The organism is Paenibacillus sp. J5 (genome assembly GCF_054955055.1).
The window spans coordinates 24,044-41,840 of record NZ_JBUEDD010000012.1 but is presented as its reverse complement, the minus strand read 5'-3'; the positions used below and the strand labels follow the sequence as shown (position 1 = coordinate 41,840).

Genomic DNA, 17,797 nt, shown 5'->3' with positions numbered 1-17,797 from the left:
TTCACCCGCTTTCACTCGGCTACTTCAACCTGTTGTCCAACATACCATAACCGTATATAAGCAGCCCGGCCACCAGTCCGATAAAAAATACAATTAAAAACTGATAATAAAGCTTTGTGAGCTGTTGCTTCGTTGATCTATGCTTGTTATTTCGTGGCGGCAGCTCTCCCGCTGCGGACTCCTTCGCACTCTGTTCCTCTACAGACAACGCCCGCTGTGCACGAGTCTGCGAGCGCCGCCTGCCATAGCGCTCCAGTCTGCTCATGACTCCCTCCGATACCGAATAATAAATCCCATGACCGCATCGATCACGAAATGGGCTACAATCGGCGCCCACAAGGAACCCGTATATTCATATATCCATCCTAGACCATAACTGATCGAGAATACAAGGCCTGTTGGAATCCAGTGCTTCAAGTAGCGTACATGTATTGCAGCAAATATAATGCTCGTCCAATACGCTCCGAACGCATGCTGAAGCGCCCCGCGGAACAGCATCTCCTCACATACCGCTACGACAAAGGATAGCACGATGATATGCCACCATGAGCGCTTGCGGAACAGCCTCTCATTTACACCTCCGTCATCTGTCGCTTCCTCTGGCACCCATCTTGACAGCAGCAAGTCTACGATGACCACGGCGACAGCGAGTCCAGCTCCCCAGTACAAAAAATGTAGAGACTCCGGCATTTTTAATAATAAAAATGGATTCCGGCGCTGCAATAATATCCAGATGATGCCGATAATAAGCGTAAGCGCTTGAGTCATATACAGATTAATAAGAAGCATTCGGTCATCAATCTGGTCAACCGACACCTTGCGTAGCCGTAGTTTACGTATGTCAAATTTTTTCATAAGTTCCCGCCTGTAGTGTGAAGTATGTTATTCCCTTTTCGTCAAAATTCACCTATACTAAATTAGTATAAACAGGTGGCTCTGACTGTTCTAATTCAGGACAGCAGTTTATTCATCGTTACTTATTCCTACTACCATCTGAAGGAGACTACCATGGAAAAACGACTGTCCCGAACTGAAATGCTGTTCAGTCTCGCCTTCATCTTCGTGCTGATCCTGGCAATTGCCGCGTTCTTCTACGGAGTAAAGGTCGGTTCCGAAAAAACAGAAGCGAAATATCTGCCAATGAAGCTGCTTCATGCTGAGGGCGGTCCCAAGGTAACCGCGTATCAGCAGCAGGATTTGGTATCTTACTATCATACTGTATTTTTGCCGCTGCGTGAATTCCAGGCCGAATGGTTCACAGCGATGGATAAGCTTCAGACAGGCCGCTCCACCGACGCTGCCGCCTCCTTCAAGGAGCTCTCCAAGCTGGCGACGAAGCAATATGAGACGATCAGCAAGTCCTCTGTGTCCGCTGTCTCGCCGTTATTGGAGCAATCCCAGACGAATGCGATGAAAAGCCTGAAGCTGTTCGAGCAAGCCGCGACGCGCATCGCCTCGGCAGCGAAGGATAAAGCGCCGGTCGCCGTCGTTAACGACGTTCCCAAGGATGCCTATTATACTCAGGCCGTTACCTATGCCTTGCAATCCCAACAGCAGTATTATGCCTCCATGCTCAAATGGGGCGCAACCACCGACAGCAAAATTCCGGGTGAATATGAAACACCATCCGTACTCGATATTTCAGAGTGGAACAAGCTGCCCTTTCTGGTCAAAAATAAAGTCATGGCCGACCAGTTGCATTCTCGCGGCACCATGGAATCCTTCTATCCGCATGACCTAAGCTCACGCGTCGATGAGTTCATCGCCTCTGGACAGCCGGCAAAGATGCGCATCAAGACGGTGTCTGCTGTCGTTGATCTGCTCCTGAGCACCAAGGCTGTGCGAGACGGGGACTTCTCCGAGGGCAAGCTGAGCCGATACGACAAGGAGCTTTTGCCGCAGCTTCCTTTCTTCTATAGCGAAGCCAAGTAGCGGAACAGAATAATTTCCAGCCATGAAGCACTCGGTCAAGACCTATGCCAATCGTTCGACGGGGCATACTTGACCGAGGGCGTTCTGCTGCGTTAGCTTGAATCATATCAAAAAAATTCACAATTGATCAAGTTAGAGGATTGCTTTTGTCGGCTTAAATGCTATAAAATAATAGAGGTCAACAGCGCTGCATTTGTTGAAAGACAATGGAATTTGTCGGACAGGCAATGCAGGCATACGAATCATTCGACAATTTTCAGGATGCGAATGAAACTCTCGTCTCTCTGCTCAAATTCAAGCTGCAGACGAGGGTTTTTCTCTTAATGCACCACAATTAAACTCTAGGAGGAATACCCGAGATGTATAAAGTGCTAGTTTCAGATCCGATCAGCGATCTTGGCATTCAACAGTTGGTTGAAGCGCAAGATGTTGTAGTGGACAAGAAGCCAGGATTAAGCGAGGATGAGCTGGTAGCAATCATTGGCGAATACGACGCGCTGCTTGTACGCAGCCAGACACGCGTAACACCACGCATTATGGAAGCAGGAACAAACCTGAAGGTTATTGGCCGCGCCGGTGTAGGCGTGGATAATATCGATCTGCCTGCAGCAACCCAGCGCGGGATCGTCGTTATTAATGCACCGGACGGCAATACGATTACGACATGCGAGCATACCTTTGCGATGATGATGGCTGTTGCCCGCCATATCCCGCAAGCTTATGCCAAAACGGTAAGCGGCGTATGGGATCGCAAGTCGTTCCTTGGCGTAGAGCTGCGCAACAAGGTGCTCGGTGTTCTGGGCATGGGCCGGATCGGCAGCGAAGTTGCCAAGCGTGCCAAAGCGTTCGGTATGGAGATTATGGGTTATGATCCGTTCCTTACCGAGGAACGCGCGGAGAAGATGGGCGTGAAGCTGTCTAGCGTTGAGGATATTGTCCGCCATGCAGACTTCATGACCGTTCATACACCGCTGACCCCGGAAACCCGTCACATGATCGGCAAGGCTCAATTCGAGATCATGAAGCCTGGCATGCGTATCGTTAACTGTGCCCGTGGCGGCATCATCGACGAATTGGCGCTGGTTGAAGCCATTGATCAAAATATCGTTGCTGGCGCAGCATTTGACGTGTTCGAATCCGAACCGCCTGCTGCAGACCATCCGTTCCTGACACATCCTAAAATTATCGTTACGCCTCACCTCGGCGCATCGACAGTGGAAGCACAAGAGAATGTTGCAATTGATGTTTCGGAGCAAGTGCTGCATATTCTGCGCAACGAGCCGTTCAGCAATGCGGTGAATATGCCTCCTGTTCCTGCTGAGGTACTCAATAAGCTGCAGCCTTACTTCTCCCTCGGCGAGAAGCTTGGAAGCTTCGCCGCTCAACTGGCTGAAGGCGCAGTGGAAGAGATTACCGTCAGCTACTCCGGTGATCTGGCTGAAGTGGACACACAGCCGCTGACCCGCTATGTGGTGAAGGGCGTGCTCTCGCACCACCTGGGCTCCGAGCAGGTCAATCTGGTCAACTCGATGCATCTGGCCAAGGCGCGCGGCGTGAACATCGTCGTACAGAAATCACACACCACCAAAGGCTTTACGAACCTGCTGACCGTTTCGCTGCGCGTGAAGCAAGCGGAGAGTGTCGTTGCAGGCACACTGCTTAACGGTTATGGTGCGCGGATTGTCAAAGTTGATAAATTCCCGGTTGACGTTGCCCCAGAGGGTAACCTGATTCTCGTGTCGCACAGCGACAAACCAGGCATCATCGGTCGCATCGGTACCTTGCTAGGCAGCAATGATGTTAACATCGCCACGATGCAAGTAGGACGTAAAATTGTCGGCGGCGAGGCAGTTATGGTATTGAGCGTCGACAAGGCTGCACCAAGAGAAGTCTTGCAGGAGATTGCCAGTCTGCCAGATGTGAATAACGCCAAGGAGATTACGCTCTACTAATCTCCCTGATGAAGGATACCCCGCCAGTTCTGCATAGCAGAGCTGGCGGTTTTTCTGTAGAGCTAGTACCCGAAGCGGAACAGAGCTATAGGAGGCATAAAATAAGCGGCGCGGGAGGAATCCCGCGCCGCTATGCTGTTCGTGAGCCCGAACAGGATCGTCGCTATGGCAATGTCTTGCTCCCCGCCGGCATTACCGGCAGCAGAATGGTAAAGGTCGTGCCTACATTGATCTGACTCTCCACATGAATGGAGCCGCCATGCGAATCGACAATGTTCTTGACGATGGCCAGACCCAGGCCCGTTCCACCTGAAGGGGCGCGAGTACGTGCCTTGTCGGCTTTATAGAAGCGCTCGAAGATGTAGGGCAAGTCTTCCCTAGGTATGCCTCTCCCCTGATCCTTCACAACCAGCCTCACATGAGCTTTGTCATCCTTAGCTATCGGCTCAGCCGTCACCCAGATGCGAGCATCCTCAGGCGTATGCCGAAGTGCATTATCTAGCAGGTTCGTCAGCACCTGCTCCAGACGATCCTCATCGGCTGCCTGCAGCATCATGGGTTCATCCGGTAGCTCGTAACGCAATGTAATGCCCCGCTCTTTGGAAAACACCTGAAACTTGCGGGTCACCCTGCGAATGAGAACACCAAGCTCCACCTCATGAAAGTTCATCTCAATGTGACCGGCCTCCATGCGAGCCAGATCCAGCAGATCCTTCACTAGCCGACTCATCCTTAACGATTCATCGTAGATGACCTGTACCAACTCCTGGCGCTCCTCCGGGGAAGCGGCAATATCATCCATTAGCGCCTCGCTGTAGCCTTGAAGCATCGAGAGCGGTGTGCGAATCTCATGAGATACATTTGCCACGAAGTCGCGCCGCAGCTTCTCCAGCTTGTATTCCTCTGTTACATTGCGCATGACGACGACCGCCCCTCTGACACTCTCATTAGAGGTAAGCGGCGCCATCACGACAGACCAGACGCTGTCGTGCACATTAACCTTGCTGCTCAGATCGCGCCCCTCGCGCAGAACCGTGCGGTACAGTTCATATAATGGTTCTGGCACCTCACCGTATTGCTTGGGATGCTGATCCCCCTCAGACCAGCTCAGCTTGCTCCATTGCTCCATCGCATGCTGCCCCTCGGGGTTGGTCAGAATAATCCTACCGGCTGCGTCGAATGTAATAACTGCATCCGCCATACTGCGCAGCACACTTGAGAGATGATCCTTCTCGTGGTATAGATCCTTGATAATCGTATCGAGCTCCGAGGCCATATGGTTGAAGGTATTTCCCAGTTCGCCAATCTCATCCGAGGACCGGATGGGAACTCTTGTCCGGTACTCTCCTTTAGAGATTTGATCCGCGGCCTTTTTTAGTTGGACTAGTGGCTGCGTGATCTTAGTGATGAGAAAGAAGGCAAAAAACGTAGTCAGCAAAAACCCGATGACGCCGGTAATAATGAACAGCATCATAATCTCGTTAGTTGCGCTAGTAAAGGTCAGATCCACATACAGCAGAAGCAGCGTTCCAAGTGTAATTAATATGAGCGCGACAAGCAACATAATCGTCAGCCATAGCTTGCCGACAACGCTTCTTCGCAGCATCGTTACTTCGGAACCTCTAGCTTATAGCCTACGCCCCATACCGTTGTGATCATGCCTGCTGCTTCGGGCGATACCTTGTTCAGCTTCTCTCTCAACCGCTTCACATGGGTATCCACCGTGCGCAAGTCGCCAAAGAACTCATAATTCCATACGTCCTTCAGCAGCTCCTCCCGCGAGAATACCTTGTCCGGCGAGATGGCTAGATAGTGCAGGAGCTCATACTCCTTCGGCGTCAGGCTGACCTCCTGCCCTCCCGCAGTCACACGGTGAGCATCATGTTCAATTACGAGATGCGGGAATACAATATTGTTGCTTGAGTTAGCTTCCTTCGTCAGATACGCCGTGGCGGAGGAGCGACGCAGGATGGCCTTGACCCTGTAGATGACCTCGCGTGGGCTGAAGGGCTTGACGACATAGTCATCCGCGCCTACCTCAAAGCCTTGTACACGATTCATCTCCTCCCCCTTGGCGGTAAGCATAATAACAGGTGTTGCCTTCACTTGCCGCAACCGGGAACACACTTCAATACCATCAATACCTGGCAGCATCACATCCAGCAAGATCAGGTCAAAATCGAAAGCCGTTGCCATACGAAGCGCAGTCTCTCCATCCTCTGCCTCTTCAATCTGATACCCTTCCTTCTCCAGATACATCTTCAACAATCGGCGAATTCGTTCCTCATCATCTACCACTAAAATACGTTGAATGGGCTCAGACATAGCTCCCCGCTCCTTTCTAATGAAATGGTATTATACTCCGGCATAGGAATGCAAGCCGGCAATGACCAGATTGACCCCAATTAACGTAAACATGACAATGACAAAGCCGATCACAGCTAGCCATGCGGAGCGTTGTCCCTGCCAGCCGCGCGATAGACGCAGGTGGAGGTATGCGCTGTAGTACAGCCATGTGATTAGTGCCCACACCTCTTTGGGATCCCATCCCCAAAATCTCGACCAGGCAATATTGGCCCAGATCATCGCGAAGATCAACGCCCCGAGCGTAAATACCGGAAAGCCGATCGCAATCGCCCGATAGCTGATCTCATCCAGATCCTCAGGGTCAATTCCTTCCATATACGGGTGAATAACAGCACCCAGACGCTTGCGGAGCAGCAGCCGCAGCAGACCATACAATATAGAGCCGGCGATAATCGACCAAATCACCGTATTGAATTTGCGTCCAGCGTTAACCCCATTCATCCACGATGGCGTCTCAAGCAGTGGCTCTTGCAAGCCTAGGAAGCTGTCCATGCTCGTGGTAACACTGTTATACGGCTTAAATATCGGCGGCAGTGTGTACTCGACCGTTTCCGTTGTCGTCGATTCTTGACCGCGGCTGTCTATCTTCACCTGCTCCTGCATAAACTCTGCATGGTAATCGGCGCCCCGGAACGCGAAGACAATAACGATGAAGCCGACGATGACAACGAGCACATACAGCGTAAACTCTACCCAGCGCTGCGCACGCTTGGCTTCCTTCGTCTGTTGCTTGAAGTCCACCACACGCAGCAGATACATAAGCCCCGCAGCGAACCCGACAGCGAAGAAGGCCTCCCCGAGCGCGGCCGTTGTGACGTGCACCTTCAGCCAGATCGAATTCAATGACGGGATGAGCGGCTGCACCTCCTGCGGGAATACCGACGCATACGCTACGATAATAACCGTAAGCGGCAGAGCGAACATGCCCAGCAGCGGCGTGCGATAGATCGCATTGATGATGACAAATGCAATCATGATCGCCATCCCAAGGAAGGTCATGAATTCATACATGTTGCTCGTCGGAATCTGCCCGCTTCCATACCACCTGGCAAAGAAAAACAATAGATGCGCCGCCAGACCGAGCAGCGACACGATGTAAGCGATCTTGCCCCAGCGCTTGACGTGGGCCTTGGGATCGCGGTTGCTCCACTTCTTCCCGCCAATGGCGATCATATAGAAGATGAAGCCGAAGCAATATAAGAAGAAGGCAGCGATAAAGGAATCACTGCTAAGTTCCAGCCAAAAATTCACGTTTTGTTCCCCCCGTTATCGAGCGATTTGGGCTCCACCTCGATGCCCGCTTTGCCAAGCACCCAGGCGACTTCGCTGCGCATGCCATAAAAGTTTTTGTTGGTGTGCGCTCCCAGCGATAACGTCCCCTGGTCAAAGCGCAGCCATATTCTGCGATGGTGCCAGTAAAAGCCCATAATAAGGCCAATCATGGAGATTGCCGCCCCGATCCATATATACGGGACCGCTGAATCCTTGCGAATGTTCAGATAGGTGATGGCGCCAGATAGCTTCACATTCTCCATTCCATTCACCTTAATCTCAAATCGATCAGCAATCGAACGGTTCAGGGCATCCTGATTGAATTGAAGCTTATCAATCTGGTTCGGGAAGTATAGATAAGCCTCCCCCTCTTCCTTCAATCCAGGCCCCGTGATAATAAACAGATAGGCTGGAGCGTTCGGCTCTCTGGAGAGAGTAGTTGGCTCGCCGTTGCTGCCATAAGCGAACTCCATATATTGTGACCGCAAATTCAGCGTATAGGGTCCCACCTGAAAGGTTGTTTGAGGGTTGCGAATATCGAGCTCAAATGGACCGAACTCCTCCCCAGTCTGCTTGTTGATCAGCACCGGCTTGACCAACTCCAGGCGCGGCGTGGCGTCAAAGCCTGACTGGTACGCCTTCAGCCCTTCATAGCTGAGCGGATCATTTAACACAATATCGTGACGCGCGACCTCCTCCAGCACCGGCTCCTTGGTCAGCTCGTTACAGTCCTCCACGCAGCGGTACAGGACGGCCTTCGTCTCATACAGCTTGGGTCTTGCAGTGCCCTTCAAGCTGTCGGGAAGCTCGTCATCTGTATAATAGTTCACCGTGAACTTCTCATTCTTAATATAATATTCGGTTCCCTCGATCTCGTTGGTCTGGCCTTCAGGAACAGCAACATACATATCCATGTGCAGCCCTGGGATACTTCTGGCCAGTACCGCCAGCAGAAACAGGATCAGCCCGATATGGTTAATGTAAGGCCCCCAGCGGCTAAACCGATTCTTCTCGGCCAGCAGCGCCGTACCCTCGGTATGCACCTTGTATCGCTTCTTCTTCAACTGCTCGGCGATCCGCTCGACAAACTGCTCCTCGCTGCCTTCAATAGGGCCGGTATAGACAACTTTTTGGCGAGTAATAAAACGAAGATGCTTGCGAATCTGCTGCTTGGACAGCGCACGATACAGCGGCAACACCCGGTCGAGCGAGCAGATAACGAGCGAGGTGCCGATCATGACGAGCAGCGTAATATACCACCAGGAATTATACGTGTGGGACAGGCCTAGCATATAATAGATTTTGCCGATGGTTCCATGGTTCATCTCATAATAGGTAGCCGGGTCCTCGGTCAACATATTCTCCTGGGTGAAGATGGTGCCCAGCACGGATGCCAACAGCGTTATTATAATCAGATAGACAGCAATCTTGACCGACGAGAAGAAGCTCCATATCTTATCGATAAGATTCGGATTCGCCTTCTGTGACCGCCTTGCTACACCATCATAACGCATCTCGAGCGGCTCGTCTGATAGCAGTTCTTCTCCAAGCGGCTTGCCGCAGGATTCACATAGCACAGTCCCCACATGATTTTGATGGCCGCACTCGCATTTTGTATTCTGAAACAATGTGGGAAACCTCCTTTCCTTCCTTATTAGGGCTCAAAAAGCTTCTCCACACGTTTCTGGATCTGTTCCTCGCTCATCTCAGCCACGACGATCTCCGCTATGTTACCGTCCGGCTTGACGAAAAAGGTAGTAGGATACGACCTTAAGCCGTACATACGCTCCACCTTGCGATTCACATCCCGCAGCACCGTAAAATTAAGGTTCAGCCGCTGAACATAATTTTGCACAGGAAGGTCCGCTTCACTTAAATTAATCGCCAGCACTTCCAGCCCTTCGCTCTTCCACTTGTCGTACTGCCTCTGAAACTCAGGCAGCTCGCGAATGCATGGTGGACAGAACGTTCCCCAGAACGTAATAACGAGCGGCTTGCCCTTGTAATCCGCCAGGCTATGTACTTCGCCCTTCAGATCAAACAATGAAAAACCGGGTGGTTGATCTCCTACTCCCGGCACTTTCGATTTCTCCTTAAATAAGGTTTGCCCAATGGCAAACCCGCCAATCAGCAGAACCAAAATCAGAATGACAACTTGCACTTTTTTACGGGCAGTCCCCATACCTATTCCCCCACCTGTGTCGCAAACAATTCACAAGTTACATTATATCGGATATAAGGTGACTTGAGCGGTCATTTTTTATGAATATTATGTGACTTGGAGGCGATATCCAGCAGATCCTTCACTTCCTTGGGCGTCAGTTGGCGGAACTTGCCACGCTGCAGATTGTGCAGACCTAGTTCACCAAAGCGAATCCGCTTCAGCCGGATGACCGGATGACCGATCGCCTCGAACATGCGTCTTACTTGGCGGTTGCGCCCCTCATGAATCGTAATCGTAATGGTCGCAAACTTATTGTCCGGGTCCACATCCTGGTACTCGACCTCTGCGGGTGCGGTCATGCCATCCTCAAGCTGAATCCCCTTGGCAAGCTTGTCCAGCTCCTGACCATGCGGCACCCCCTTGACGGTAGCCAGATACGTCTTGGGAACATGATGCTTGGGGTGGGTCAGCATATTGGCAAACTGTCCATCATTGGTCAGCAGCAGCAGCCCCTCTGTATCATAATCCAGCCGTCCGACCGGATAGACTCGCTCCTTGATTCCTTTAAGAAAATCAGCAACTATCTTGCGTCCCTCAGGGTCCTTCGCGCTCGTAATGACGCCCTTGGGCTTGTTGAACATCAGGTACAGCTTGTTCTCCCCCCGTACAATTTTGCCGTTGACGCTGATGACATCCTCTGCCGGATCAGCCTTGGTCCCCAGCTCTGTAACGGTCTCTCCGTTAACCTGCACTGCCCCCGATAAAATTAATTCCTCACATTTGCGCCGCGATGCGACACCGGCTTGTGCCAAAATTTTTTGTAAACGTTCCAATTGTTTCACCTCATTCTCCATCATACCTATTCGTTCTTAAAAGCACAAGCGGGCAATCACAAAGTACCCCGCACGATGTGATTTTTTTCGACGAGGATGCCCTCAGCGCCACTGCGCCGCGGAAAACAACAGCATAGCGCCCCCTAATCGGGAGGCGCTATGTATGACCTATATAATCGTATATTTCGCTTCTATGCTTCTATGCTTCTATGCAAATACAAGCAGACAAATGAAGACCGCAGCTATGAAGCCCACCAAGTCCGAAAATAAGCCCACCTTGAGCGCGTAGCGGGAACGGCGAATGCCGATTGCCCCAAAATACACGGTCAGCACGTACAACGTCGTATCGGTGCTCCCCTGTATCGTCGATGCGATACGGCCGATCATTGAATCTGGCCCGTGCACCTTGATGAGCTCGGTCGTATAGGCAAGCGATCCGGCGCCCGTCAACGGCCGCAGCACACCAAGCGGCAATACCTCGCTAGGAATGCCGATCATATCGAACAACGGCCGCAGCGCCTGTGTCATCAGCTCCATCGCCCCAGATGCCCGGAACATGCTGATCGCAACCATCATGCCGACGAGATGAGGAATAATCTGAATGGCGGTATCGAACCCGCCTTTGGCTCCCTCCACAAATGACTCATAGACAGGCACCCTGCGAAAGGCAGCGTAGAGCGGAATGAACACAATCATCATCGGTATGGCCCATATGGACAATACCGACACGATCTCATACACCGGACTTCACCCCTTCCGCAACTGGCCTGGCTTGCTGCTCGGCTGCTCCGTGCTTCGGAGAGCTGCCGCGGATATCCGCTGAACCGATCGAGGGGGGCGGTGTCCGCTTGCGATACCAGCGATCCGCCGCGATGGCGGCAGCGGTCGCGATCGCAGTCGCGACTAAGGTCGTGCCGACAATCTCTGCCGGATGGGCAGAGTCAAAATTCATACGAATCGCAATCAGTGTGGTCGGCACCAGCGTAATACTGGAGGTGTTGAGCGCTAGCAGTGTGCACATGGCCGGCGTCGCTGTCTCCTTGTCCGGGTTCAGCTTCTGCAGCTCCTGCATGGCCTTGATTCCCATCGGGGTGGCGGCATTTCCCAGGCCGAGTATATTCGCGCTCATATTCGTCATGATGTACCCGATCGCCGGATGATTGCGCGGCACATCTGGAAATAGATAGCGAACCAGCGGCCCCAGCATGCGAGCCAGCTTCTCCAGCAGGCCCGCATCCTCGCCAATACGCATCATCCCAAGCCAGAACACGAGAATGCTGATCAGGCCGAAGCTGACCGTCACTCCGGTCTTCGCCCCGTCGAATGCTGCCTCCGTGACCGCTTCAACGTTGCCCGTTGCTGCAGCAAATCCAAAGCTGACCACGATCAGCAGCAGCCAAATCCAATTGACCATGCGCTCCCCTCCTCTACCCGAATAGGCTACGAATGACTAGCTGTACCGATTGCCTCCATGTGCGTGTCCGCCCCGACGTGTGTGCCAGGCTCGGCGTCGCATCCTCCTGGGCGTGCTGCAGCGCTGCATCACGAACTGCGACCGTGGCAATCTTGTCCTCGCCCAAAAAAAGCTCCAGCCCCCCGCGAGCACCAAGCTCATATTCGGTACTGCCCTCTGCCTGAACGATCAGCTTCGTTCGGATGGCGCTATACTCCTCATCTGTCAGCGGGTAGCGGAAGGTACGGACGACCTCGAACGGATAGCCTTGTATGCGTTGCCCGCTGCCTACCAGCTTGCGCAACGGATAATGCTCGAAGCCCCAATCCAGCATCGCGGCATGATCGGCCCAGTCATTGCCATCATTGAGCGTGACAGCGGCAAGCTGCTGTCCCCCTCGCGTCGCTGACGATACGAGCGTGCGGAATGCTTGCTTCGTGTAGCCCGTCTTCACTCCGTCTGCGCCTTCATATAAGAAGAGCATCTTGTTTTTGTTGCGCCACGAATAATCACGGTCACTGACCTGCTTCATGCGTGTCTTAACGATCTCGCGAAACTTCGGGTTGCGCAGCGCATAGGCGGTCAGCTTCGCCAGGTCATTCGCCGTGGAGTAGTGCTCCAGATGATCTAACCCATGCGGATTCGTAAAATGTGTATTCCCCAGACCCAGCCATTGCGCTTTCTCATTCATCAGAACAACAAAGCCTTCCTCCGATCCACCCACATGCTCGGCGATTGCCGTAGCCGCATCATTGCCAGAGCGCAGCATTAGGCCGTATAGCATATTATGCAGACTCATCTCCTCGCCCAGCTTGAGATAGATTGAGGAGCCCTCCTTACCGAATGCCCTCTTGCTTACCTTAACCATGTCCGACAGCTCACCCTGTTCGATCGCGACAATAGCCGTCATTATTTTGGTAAGGCTGGCGATCAGCATCTTGTCATCGCCATTGTGAGAATAGAGTATTCTCCCAGACTCGACATCAATCAGCGCGGCTGCCTTGGCATGCGTAACCGGTTCAGCAGGCGCTCCGGCCGCCTGCATCTTAGGCGCTGCAGGATAGAGGGCAAGTAACAGCCCGAATAGGAGCGGTAACACCAGTAGACGATTGCAGCGGATGCCTGTCACGTTCATTCCTCGCTTTCCATATCTTTGACTCTGTAGGGTCGTAGCCTGCTGCTCCGGCAAGCCCGAACCGGACAGGCGCTTCTCGTACATATATATGTAAGCGGGACAAGGGATATACCGCCTCCACCAGTAACCATATAAGGTAAATTTATCAATGGAAATAGTTTACTTTTTATGTTTTGGGTGGTACAATCCGAAGAAGCCATAAGGTCTTATACTATAATTTGGAGGTAGAATATGAAACGAAAGTTTTCAATGATGATGCTTGTACTAGCCATGACCTTCTCTCTATCCTTATCAAGTTCTGCATTTACTGAACCACCGTCTTCTAATAAGACGACGATTGAACCAGCCCTAACAGATGTCGCCAAAGTGGTCGAACTTAAAGATGGATCTATTGAAATTTATCCTTATGATCCTGATGCATTCATTGAACAGATGGGGATTAAAAAGCCAAGTCCAGATGCTCAACTTGTTCGTATTAAGCGTGTAAAAGGCAAAAGTAGCGGGCAAGAGGTACAAGAATTGAAAGAAAGGAATATTACAGCAGCACCTTTTTTAGGACTATATGTACAGAAAACAGGTACAAGTACGGGCACTTCACCAGATCGCATTGCTAGAGGCAGAATTATGTGCTCTATTACTTCCGGATGTCAAAATTTAAGAGTAGAAATCAATACTACAGATTCGGTTTATGCTGAATTTAGTGCTAACTATGAAGTAAGTGCAGAGGTTGTAAGTGCAGGAGTGGGATATACAATTGGTTCTTCGAAATCTGTAACTATCACTGGGTCTGAAACAAGAGCAGTACCATATAATAAATATCTTGTGATAGACGCATATCCAAGAATTGAAATTACGGGATTCGAAATTTTTGACAAGGGTATTTTTTCTACCAAAAAGGTCGGCTCAGGTTCCTCCTGGCGTGCAGTTAACAATGAGATGGATTTTGTAGTGTGGATTCAATAAGCTTGGATTGAATCGTTGCCTCAATTCGGAATTTCTAACCTAATATCCCCTCATGGCAGGCAGTGAAAAAGAGTTCATGTTATTATGAGCTTTACGCTGTTAACCGGAGGGGATTTTTCATGTTAAGATCCAGGCTCTACACACAAATCAGTGCTTGACTGCATAAAGGATATGAGCATTTTGCAGTAATCACGTATTGATGTTCTCTAGGGGAGCCGCAAGCAAGGCGCGAAGAATACCTTGATGGCAGTGTCCGTTCGCTCCTCGGGGTGAAGAATTTCTCAATTGTTTCGCATACGGTCGTAAGTCCGCCTGGCGCGCCTGCCTATGACTCTGAATCAAAATATGAATTATGCAAAATGCTCGTTTGAAAAGTATCTCTCGTGTCAGCACTGGCGGAAGTAGCGCCAGTGGCACGATTGCTTCGCTGGAGCGATAAGGAAGGCGTTCCTATCCTACAACGCACCTATTGTGGAACAACTGTGCTCTTGAATACCGAGGTGTACGAAACGATTAAGAAAGAGAGGCGCTAAAGATGTAGTTAAGCACAAATGAGTTCCGCTCCTCTTAATAGCGTCGCCGCGCATATGCTACTATCAGCATTATCCGACGGATATAAAAAGAAACCACATGGAGTTCTTACACTCGCATGTGGTCACAAGTTATTATTTCTTTGCAAGTCGATTTAGAAGCTTCATCCACTTAGAGCCGAATACTTCGCTTGAGCGACCTCCATTGTAATACTCTTGAAACTCAATATGTTTTAGCTGTTCATGAATTTTCTGTCCGACATCTGTTCTTAATAAATCTGAAGATGAATCGGATCGAGAGTAGTAATCGTTGCATGTTACGCATTTAAAAATTGTTGTCTCACCTGAGCCAGATGCATACCAATTAAGTTCCTCTTGACATTCTGGGCAATAGACAGCATACTTACGCCTGATTTTATCTACTAGTGACAGTTCACTTCACCCCAAACAATGTTTTGATCATCTCCTGTTGTGCTGCACTTGGCATATTCCAACCTTGACTCGAAGCATAACCAGACCCAGTAACACTCCATTATCCATTATAAAATGACATATTGAAACCAGTATCTGCTTTAGTCAAACCCAGAGAACGATGAGAAATTGTATATCCAACATTTTGAACGTGTGCTTCTATAGTACCATCATTTCTTATTATTCCAGTAATTGGTCTATTGACCTCAAGTGCTTTGAGAGCAAGATTGTTCATTGCTGGAACTTTACTAAGAGCTTTACTACCTGATAATATCTTCAACATTGCAGCAGTTCCACCTGCCAATGTCGTTGCATTGTAGGTAAACGTGCCTGTGGTAGCGACCTCCATTGCGAGTATGCCTGATGCAGGAGATGATAATACTGCTCCAGTTAGAACACCAGCAGAGAACCATTTCACTGCATCCGTCCATGTCCAATCACTTTTAGCCATATATGCCAGTTGTTGACGAGTTGAATTACTCGCACCCTCAAATGCCGCCACATCCCCAGCTTTCCAAAGTGCATATCTGTATTCTAAAGGGTAACTATAGGTCTGTAATGGGCCGACAAAATTCTTGCCATTTTTAATTAGATCGCCATCATGAAGCATGTCATCGCTATATGTTGATGTAGAGTTATTACACGCCCCAGAGTGTGACCAATAAACCATCAGCAGACTCGCACCAGTTACCTGTTGGATCGATATAGATTAACGGATTATTATGCACGTAAGTGTATAGGTTTTGGCTTAACGGATTCCCAAGTTCCCCCTCATACGTATCCTCACTAATTTCAATACTTCTGCACAAGCTGCTCCAACTTTCTTTCTACCGACACTCTGGTTGTCAATGCAAAACACCCCAAGTTGTCCTGCATATCTTACGACATGAAGCATATTCTTGAAGGTGTCTTGATTTTTCTACGTTAGGGGTTCGTCATTCCCTACACTCCCATGTGGAATGAAGCCTTCTCTTCTGACATATAGTATATTGGCGCTGCCCCCCCTTTAGTATCAAGCCTAATAGGATTAATTTAATTGAGAACTTATCTTGGGTTATTTGAGTGAAGCCATTGCTAAAACTACTGAAGGATGGTGCTCCGACTTTCTGTGATCTTCATTTCGGAACCTAGTTTTGCTTTATTCGCAAGAAGTGAGTTTAATTATCTGAATCATTTAGGCCTATTATTTCATTATCCCAATACCTCAATATTTCTGTAATTATAGCCTCTTGATATTTGACATAAATATATTTTTCTTCGAACTTCAAGATCCTTCTACCAGTACTGCCTATGTCTATCGAAAAACAAATAAATCGAGCGGAATGGGCTACTGGAAAAGGAGCATACTCCACAACACCGATTTCTTTAATATTTGTCCACCTCAGCATTTTTTTCACTTTATGTGAACAAAATGCTACACCCTCACTTCCTATAAATATTTTTTTATCTAAAATAGTAAAATAATAATATAATGACAACAAAAATAACCACAAAAATGATATCATCATTTTTATAACCATGCTTATTTCAATTAAAAATAATATCAATATAGGAATTAAAGATATTAAAACTAAATATAACCCAAAAGAAATAATTGTTTTATTATTCACAAATAAAAATCTCTTAATAGGAATCCCCTCACATTTTCTATTTACAGTTAGTAGCTTTTAGTACAACCCCGTAAATTCGGACAGGGAATAGCCAGCCACAATAACTCAACTAAGTAATTGTAATGTTGTCGTTAGAATCATATGTTTCGAGAACTATGAATAGTTGCACAATAACATTTAACGGGAGAAGGCTCCAAGCGTGCAGAGACCCCTGATAAGCAGCAGTGTTTCACTTATAATGGTTATCGTTTGACCCATTCACGGGTTTAAGCACGCCGTAGCCCTTACTTGCAGCATACTGTATTAATCGCCTCTGAAGCAAATTATGGACAATAATTTGAGGAATAGCACAGTCTACTCTTTGTTATTTATTGGCTCCCGAATCTGAAAATATCTTTTATGATGATCACTTATATTAGCAACTACCGGAAAATCGAGTTTCACACTTTGCACAAGTTGATTATTAACCATATAGGTAATTGTGTTTTGAGAGGAATTATATATAATACTAGTAGTGTATTCGACAGTGACTGAAGTATTTGCTGACCTGACTGCAACCTTATGAACCGAAGATAATACATTTTTAACAACTTGGTTATCCCCAGTTTTTAAAACATTGAGTGTTATTTCATGAATAAGTTTTTTGGTACCGCTCTCGAATGCTTCCAAAGCAACCGAAGTTGCTCCACCAAGCGCACCGGATGCAGCTCCAATTCCAGCACTTATTAGTATACTTTCAATACTTACATCCTTGACTGAATCATTAAAACTTTTTCCTTTTGCAAGATTATTTCCTACCTGATTTACATAGTCACCAGACGCTGCTCCAACAGCACCTGCAGCAAATGTAGCTACTAATAATGTGGTTGCAGTTCCTCCAGTAGCCACAGTAATATCAATTGCCCCTCCAACTACAGCACCATTCAGCCCACCTCCTGCAACACCAGAAAGTACATCTGTTCCTTGAAAGGCTGCCGTTATACCTCCTATTAAACCACCAAGTATTGCTCCTGTAATTGTCGCGATAAAATGCCCTGTGGGATCAATATACTTCAACGGGGTAATCTATTTTTAACGAGGTAATGACCTCTGTTGTTTACGAAATTAGGCAGAGA

The 17,797-nt window shown here is 49.1% G+C and carries 17 protein-coding genes and 1 pseudogene; 3 read left to right on the top strand and 15 right to left on the bottom strand.

What is annotated here, in order from left to right:
- Positions 1-19 precede the first annotated feature (19 nt).
- Positions 20-265: a hypothetical protein gene (locus ACY1JZ_RS20540; protein ID WP_462630763.1), complete on the bottom strand. Its 246-nt coding sequence runs from the start codon at positions 263-265 to the stop codon at positions 20-22.
- On the bottom strand, positions 262-855 hold the full coding sequence (locus ACY1JZ_RS20535) for a CPBP family intramembrane glutamic endopeptidase (RefSeq protein ID WP_462630762.1): 594 nt from the start codon (positions 853-855) through the stop codon (positions 262-264). Before ACY1JZ_RS20535 ends, ACY1JZ_RS20540 begins: the two co-directional genes overlap by 4 nt.
- A gap of 153 nt (positions 856-1,008) precedes the next feature.
- Here ACY1JZ_RS20535 and ACY1JZ_RS20530 point away from each other — a divergent pair, with 153 nt between their 5' ends.
- On the top strand, positions 1,009-1,932 hold the full coding sequence (locus tag ACY1JZ_RS20530; protein ID WP_462630761.1) for a hypothetical protein: 924 nt from the start codon (positions 1,009-1,011) through the stop codon (positions 1,930-1,932).
- A gap of 359 nt (positions 1,933-2,291) precedes the next feature.
- Positions 2,292-3,884, top strand: a complete 1,593-nt coding sequence (gene serA / locus ACY1JZ_RS20525) for a phosphoglycerate dehydrogenase (protein ID WP_270171634.1) — start codon at positions 2,292-2,294, stop codon at positions 3,882-3,884.
- 163 nt (positions 3,885-4,047) lie between these two features.
- Here the strand turns inward: serA and ACY1JZ_RS20520 are convergent, their stop codons facing one another.
- The 9 genes from ACY1JZ_RS20520 to ACY1JZ_RS20480 all read right to left on the bottom strand — a co-directional run bounded on the left by ACY1JZ_RS20520 (position 4,048) and on the right by ACY1JZ_RS20480 (position 13,108).
- Positions 4,048-5,490 carry a HAMP domain-containing sensor histidine kinase gene (locus ACY1JZ_RS20520; protein WP_270171637.1) on the bottom strand — a complete coding sequence of 481 codons (1,443 nt, stop codon included), beginning with the start codon at positions 5,488-5,490 and terminating at the stop codon, positions 4,048-4,050.
- Between the two features lie 2 nt (positions 5,491-5,492).
- Positions 5,493-6,209 (bottom strand): response regulator transcription factor, encoded by a 717-nt coding sequence (locus tag ACY1JZ_RS20515; protein WP_270171638.1) that lies wholly within the window; start codon positions 6,207-6,209, stop codon positions 5,493-5,495.
- A 30-nt stretch (positions 6,210-6,239) separates the two neighbouring features.
- Positions 6,240-7,502 carry a cytochrome c biogenesis protein CcsA gene (gene ccsA / locus ACY1JZ_RS20510; protein WP_270171640.1) on the bottom strand — a complete coding sequence of 421 codons (1,263 nt, stop codon included), beginning with the start codon at positions 7,500-7,502 and terminating at the stop codon, positions 6,240-6,242.
- Positions 7,499-9,151: a cytochrome c biogenesis protein ResB gene (gene resB, locus ACY1JZ_RS20505; protein WP_270171642.1), complete on the bottom strand. Its 1,653-nt coding sequence runs from the start codon at positions 9,149-9,151 to the stop codon at positions 7,499-7,501. Before resB ends, ccsA begins: the two co-directional genes overlap by 4 nt.
- Before the next feature lie 26 nt (positions 9,152-9,177).
- Positions 9,178-9,705: a redoxin domain-containing protein gene (locus tag ACY1JZ_RS20500; RefSeq protein WP_462630760.1), complete on the bottom strand. Its 528-nt coding sequence runs from the start codon at positions 9,703-9,705 to the stop codon at positions 9,178-9,180.
- 71 nt (positions 9,706-9,776) lie between these two features.
- Positions 9,777-10,520, bottom strand: a complete 744-nt coding sequence (locus tag ACY1JZ_RS20495) for a pseudouridine synthase (protein ID WP_270171646.1) — start codon at positions 10,518-10,520, stop codon at positions 9,777-9,779.
- 207 nt (positions 10,521-10,727) lie between these two features.
- Entirely contained in the window at positions 10,728-11,261 is a 534-nt protein-coding gene (locus tag ACY1JZ_RS20490) for a spore maturation protein (protein ID WP_270171647.1), read from the bottom strand.
- Positions 11,254-11,934 (bottom strand): nucleoside recognition domain-containing protein, encoded by a 681-nt coding sequence (locus tag ACY1JZ_RS20485; protein ID WP_462630759.1) that lies wholly within the window; start codon positions 11,932-11,934, stop codon positions 11,254-11,256. The genes ACY1JZ_RS20490 and ACY1JZ_RS20485 overlap by 8 nt, the downstream gene beginning before the upstream one ends.
- Positions 11,935-11,947: 13 nt before the next feature.
- Positions 11,948-13,108, bottom strand: a complete 1,161-nt coding sequence (locus ACY1JZ_RS20480; RefSeq protein WP_442954893.1) for a D-alanyl-D-alanine carboxypeptidase family protein — start codon at positions 13,106-13,108, stop codon at positions 11,948-11,950.
- Between the two features lie 231 nt (positions 13,109-13,339).
- On the opposite strand from ACY1JZ_RS20480, the gene ACY1JZ_RS20475 reads away from it, so the two are divergent.
- A complete protein-coding gene (locus tag ACY1JZ_RS20475; RefSeq protein WP_462630758.1) occupies positions 13,340-14,071 on the top strand; it encodes a hypothetical protein in 732 nt (243 codons plus the stop codon).
- Between the two features lie 192 nt (positions 14,072-14,263).
- On the opposite strand, the pseudogene ACY1JZ_RS20470 reads toward ACY1JZ_RS20475, so the two are convergent.
- The 4 genes and pseudogenes from ACY1JZ_RS20470 to ACY1JZ_RS20455 all read right to left on the bottom strand — a co-directional run.
- Positions 14,264-14,425, bottom strand: a pseudogene (locus ACY1JZ_RS20470) (transposase); the annotation flags it as partial.
- Positions 14,426-15,133: 708 nt separating this feature from the next.
- On the bottom strand, positions 15,134-15,742 hold the full coding sequence (locus ACY1JZ_RS20465) for a hypothetical protein (protein ID WP_462630757.1): 609 nt from the start codon (positions 15,740-15,742) through the stop codon (positions 15,134-15,136).
- A 487-nt stretch (positions 15,743-16,229) separates the two neighbouring features.
- Positions 16,230-16,682, bottom strand: coding sequence for a hypothetical protein (locus tag ACY1JZ_RS20460; protein ID WP_462630756.1), 453 nt, complete (start codon positions 16,680-16,682; stop codon positions 16,230-16,232).
- Between the two features lie 354 nt (positions 16,683-17,036).
- Positions 17,037-17,738 carry a hypothetical protein gene (locus tag ACY1JZ_RS20455; protein WP_462630755.1) on the bottom strand — a complete coding sequence of 234 codons (702 nt, stop codon included), beginning with the start codon at positions 17,736-17,738 and terminating at the stop codon, positions 17,037-17,039.
- Positions 17,739-17,797 lie beyond the last annotated feature (59 nt).

Bases quoted from the DNA above. Each gene is read 5' to 3' on its own strand.
- ACY1JZ_RS20475 (WP_462630758.1), top strand. From the start codon at position 13,340: ATGAAACGAAAGTTTTCAATGATGATGCTTGTACTAGCCATGACCTTC.
- ACY1JZ_RS20480 (WP_442954893.1), bottom strand. From the start codon at position 13,108: ATGAACGTGACAGGCATCCGCTGCAATCGTCTACTGGTGTTACCGCTC.
- ACY1JZ_RS20485 (WP_462630759.1), bottom strand. From the start codon at position 11,934: ATGGTCAATTGGATTTGGCTGCTGCTGATCGTGGTCAGCTTTGGATTT.
- ACY1JZ_RS20515 (WP_270171638.1), bottom strand. From the start codon at position 6,209: ATGTCTGAGCCCATTCAACGTATTTTAGTGGTAGATGATGAGGAACGA.
- ACY1JZ_RS20535 (WP_462630762.1), bottom strand. From the start codon at position 855: ATGAAAAAATTTGACATACGTAAACTACGGCTACGCAAGGTGTCGGTT.
- serA (WP_270171634.1), top strand. From the start codon at position 2,292: ATGTATAAAGTGCTAGTTTCAGATCCGATCAGCGATCTTGGCATTCAA.
- ACY1JZ_RS20520 (WP_270171637.1), bottom strand. From the start codon at position 5,490: ATGCTGCGAAGAAGCGTTGTCGGCAAGCTATGGCTGACGATTATGTTG.
- ACY1JZ_RS20500 (WP_462630760.1), bottom strand. From the start codon at position 9,705: ATGGGGACTGCCCGTAAAAAAGTGCAAGTTGTCATTCTGATTTTGGTT.
- ACY1JZ_RS20530 (WP_462630761.1), top strand. From the start codon at position 1,009: ATGGAAAAACGACTGTCCCGAACTGAAATGCTGTTCAGTCTCGCCTTC.
- ACY1JZ_RS20465 (WP_462630757.1), bottom strand. From the start codon at position 15,742: ATGGTTTATTGGTCACACTCTGGGGCGTGTAATAACTCTACATCAACA.
- ACY1JZ_RS20540 (WP_462630763.1), bottom strand. From the start codon at position 265: ATGAGCAGACTGGAGCGCTATGGCAGGCGGCGCTCGCAGACTCGTGCA.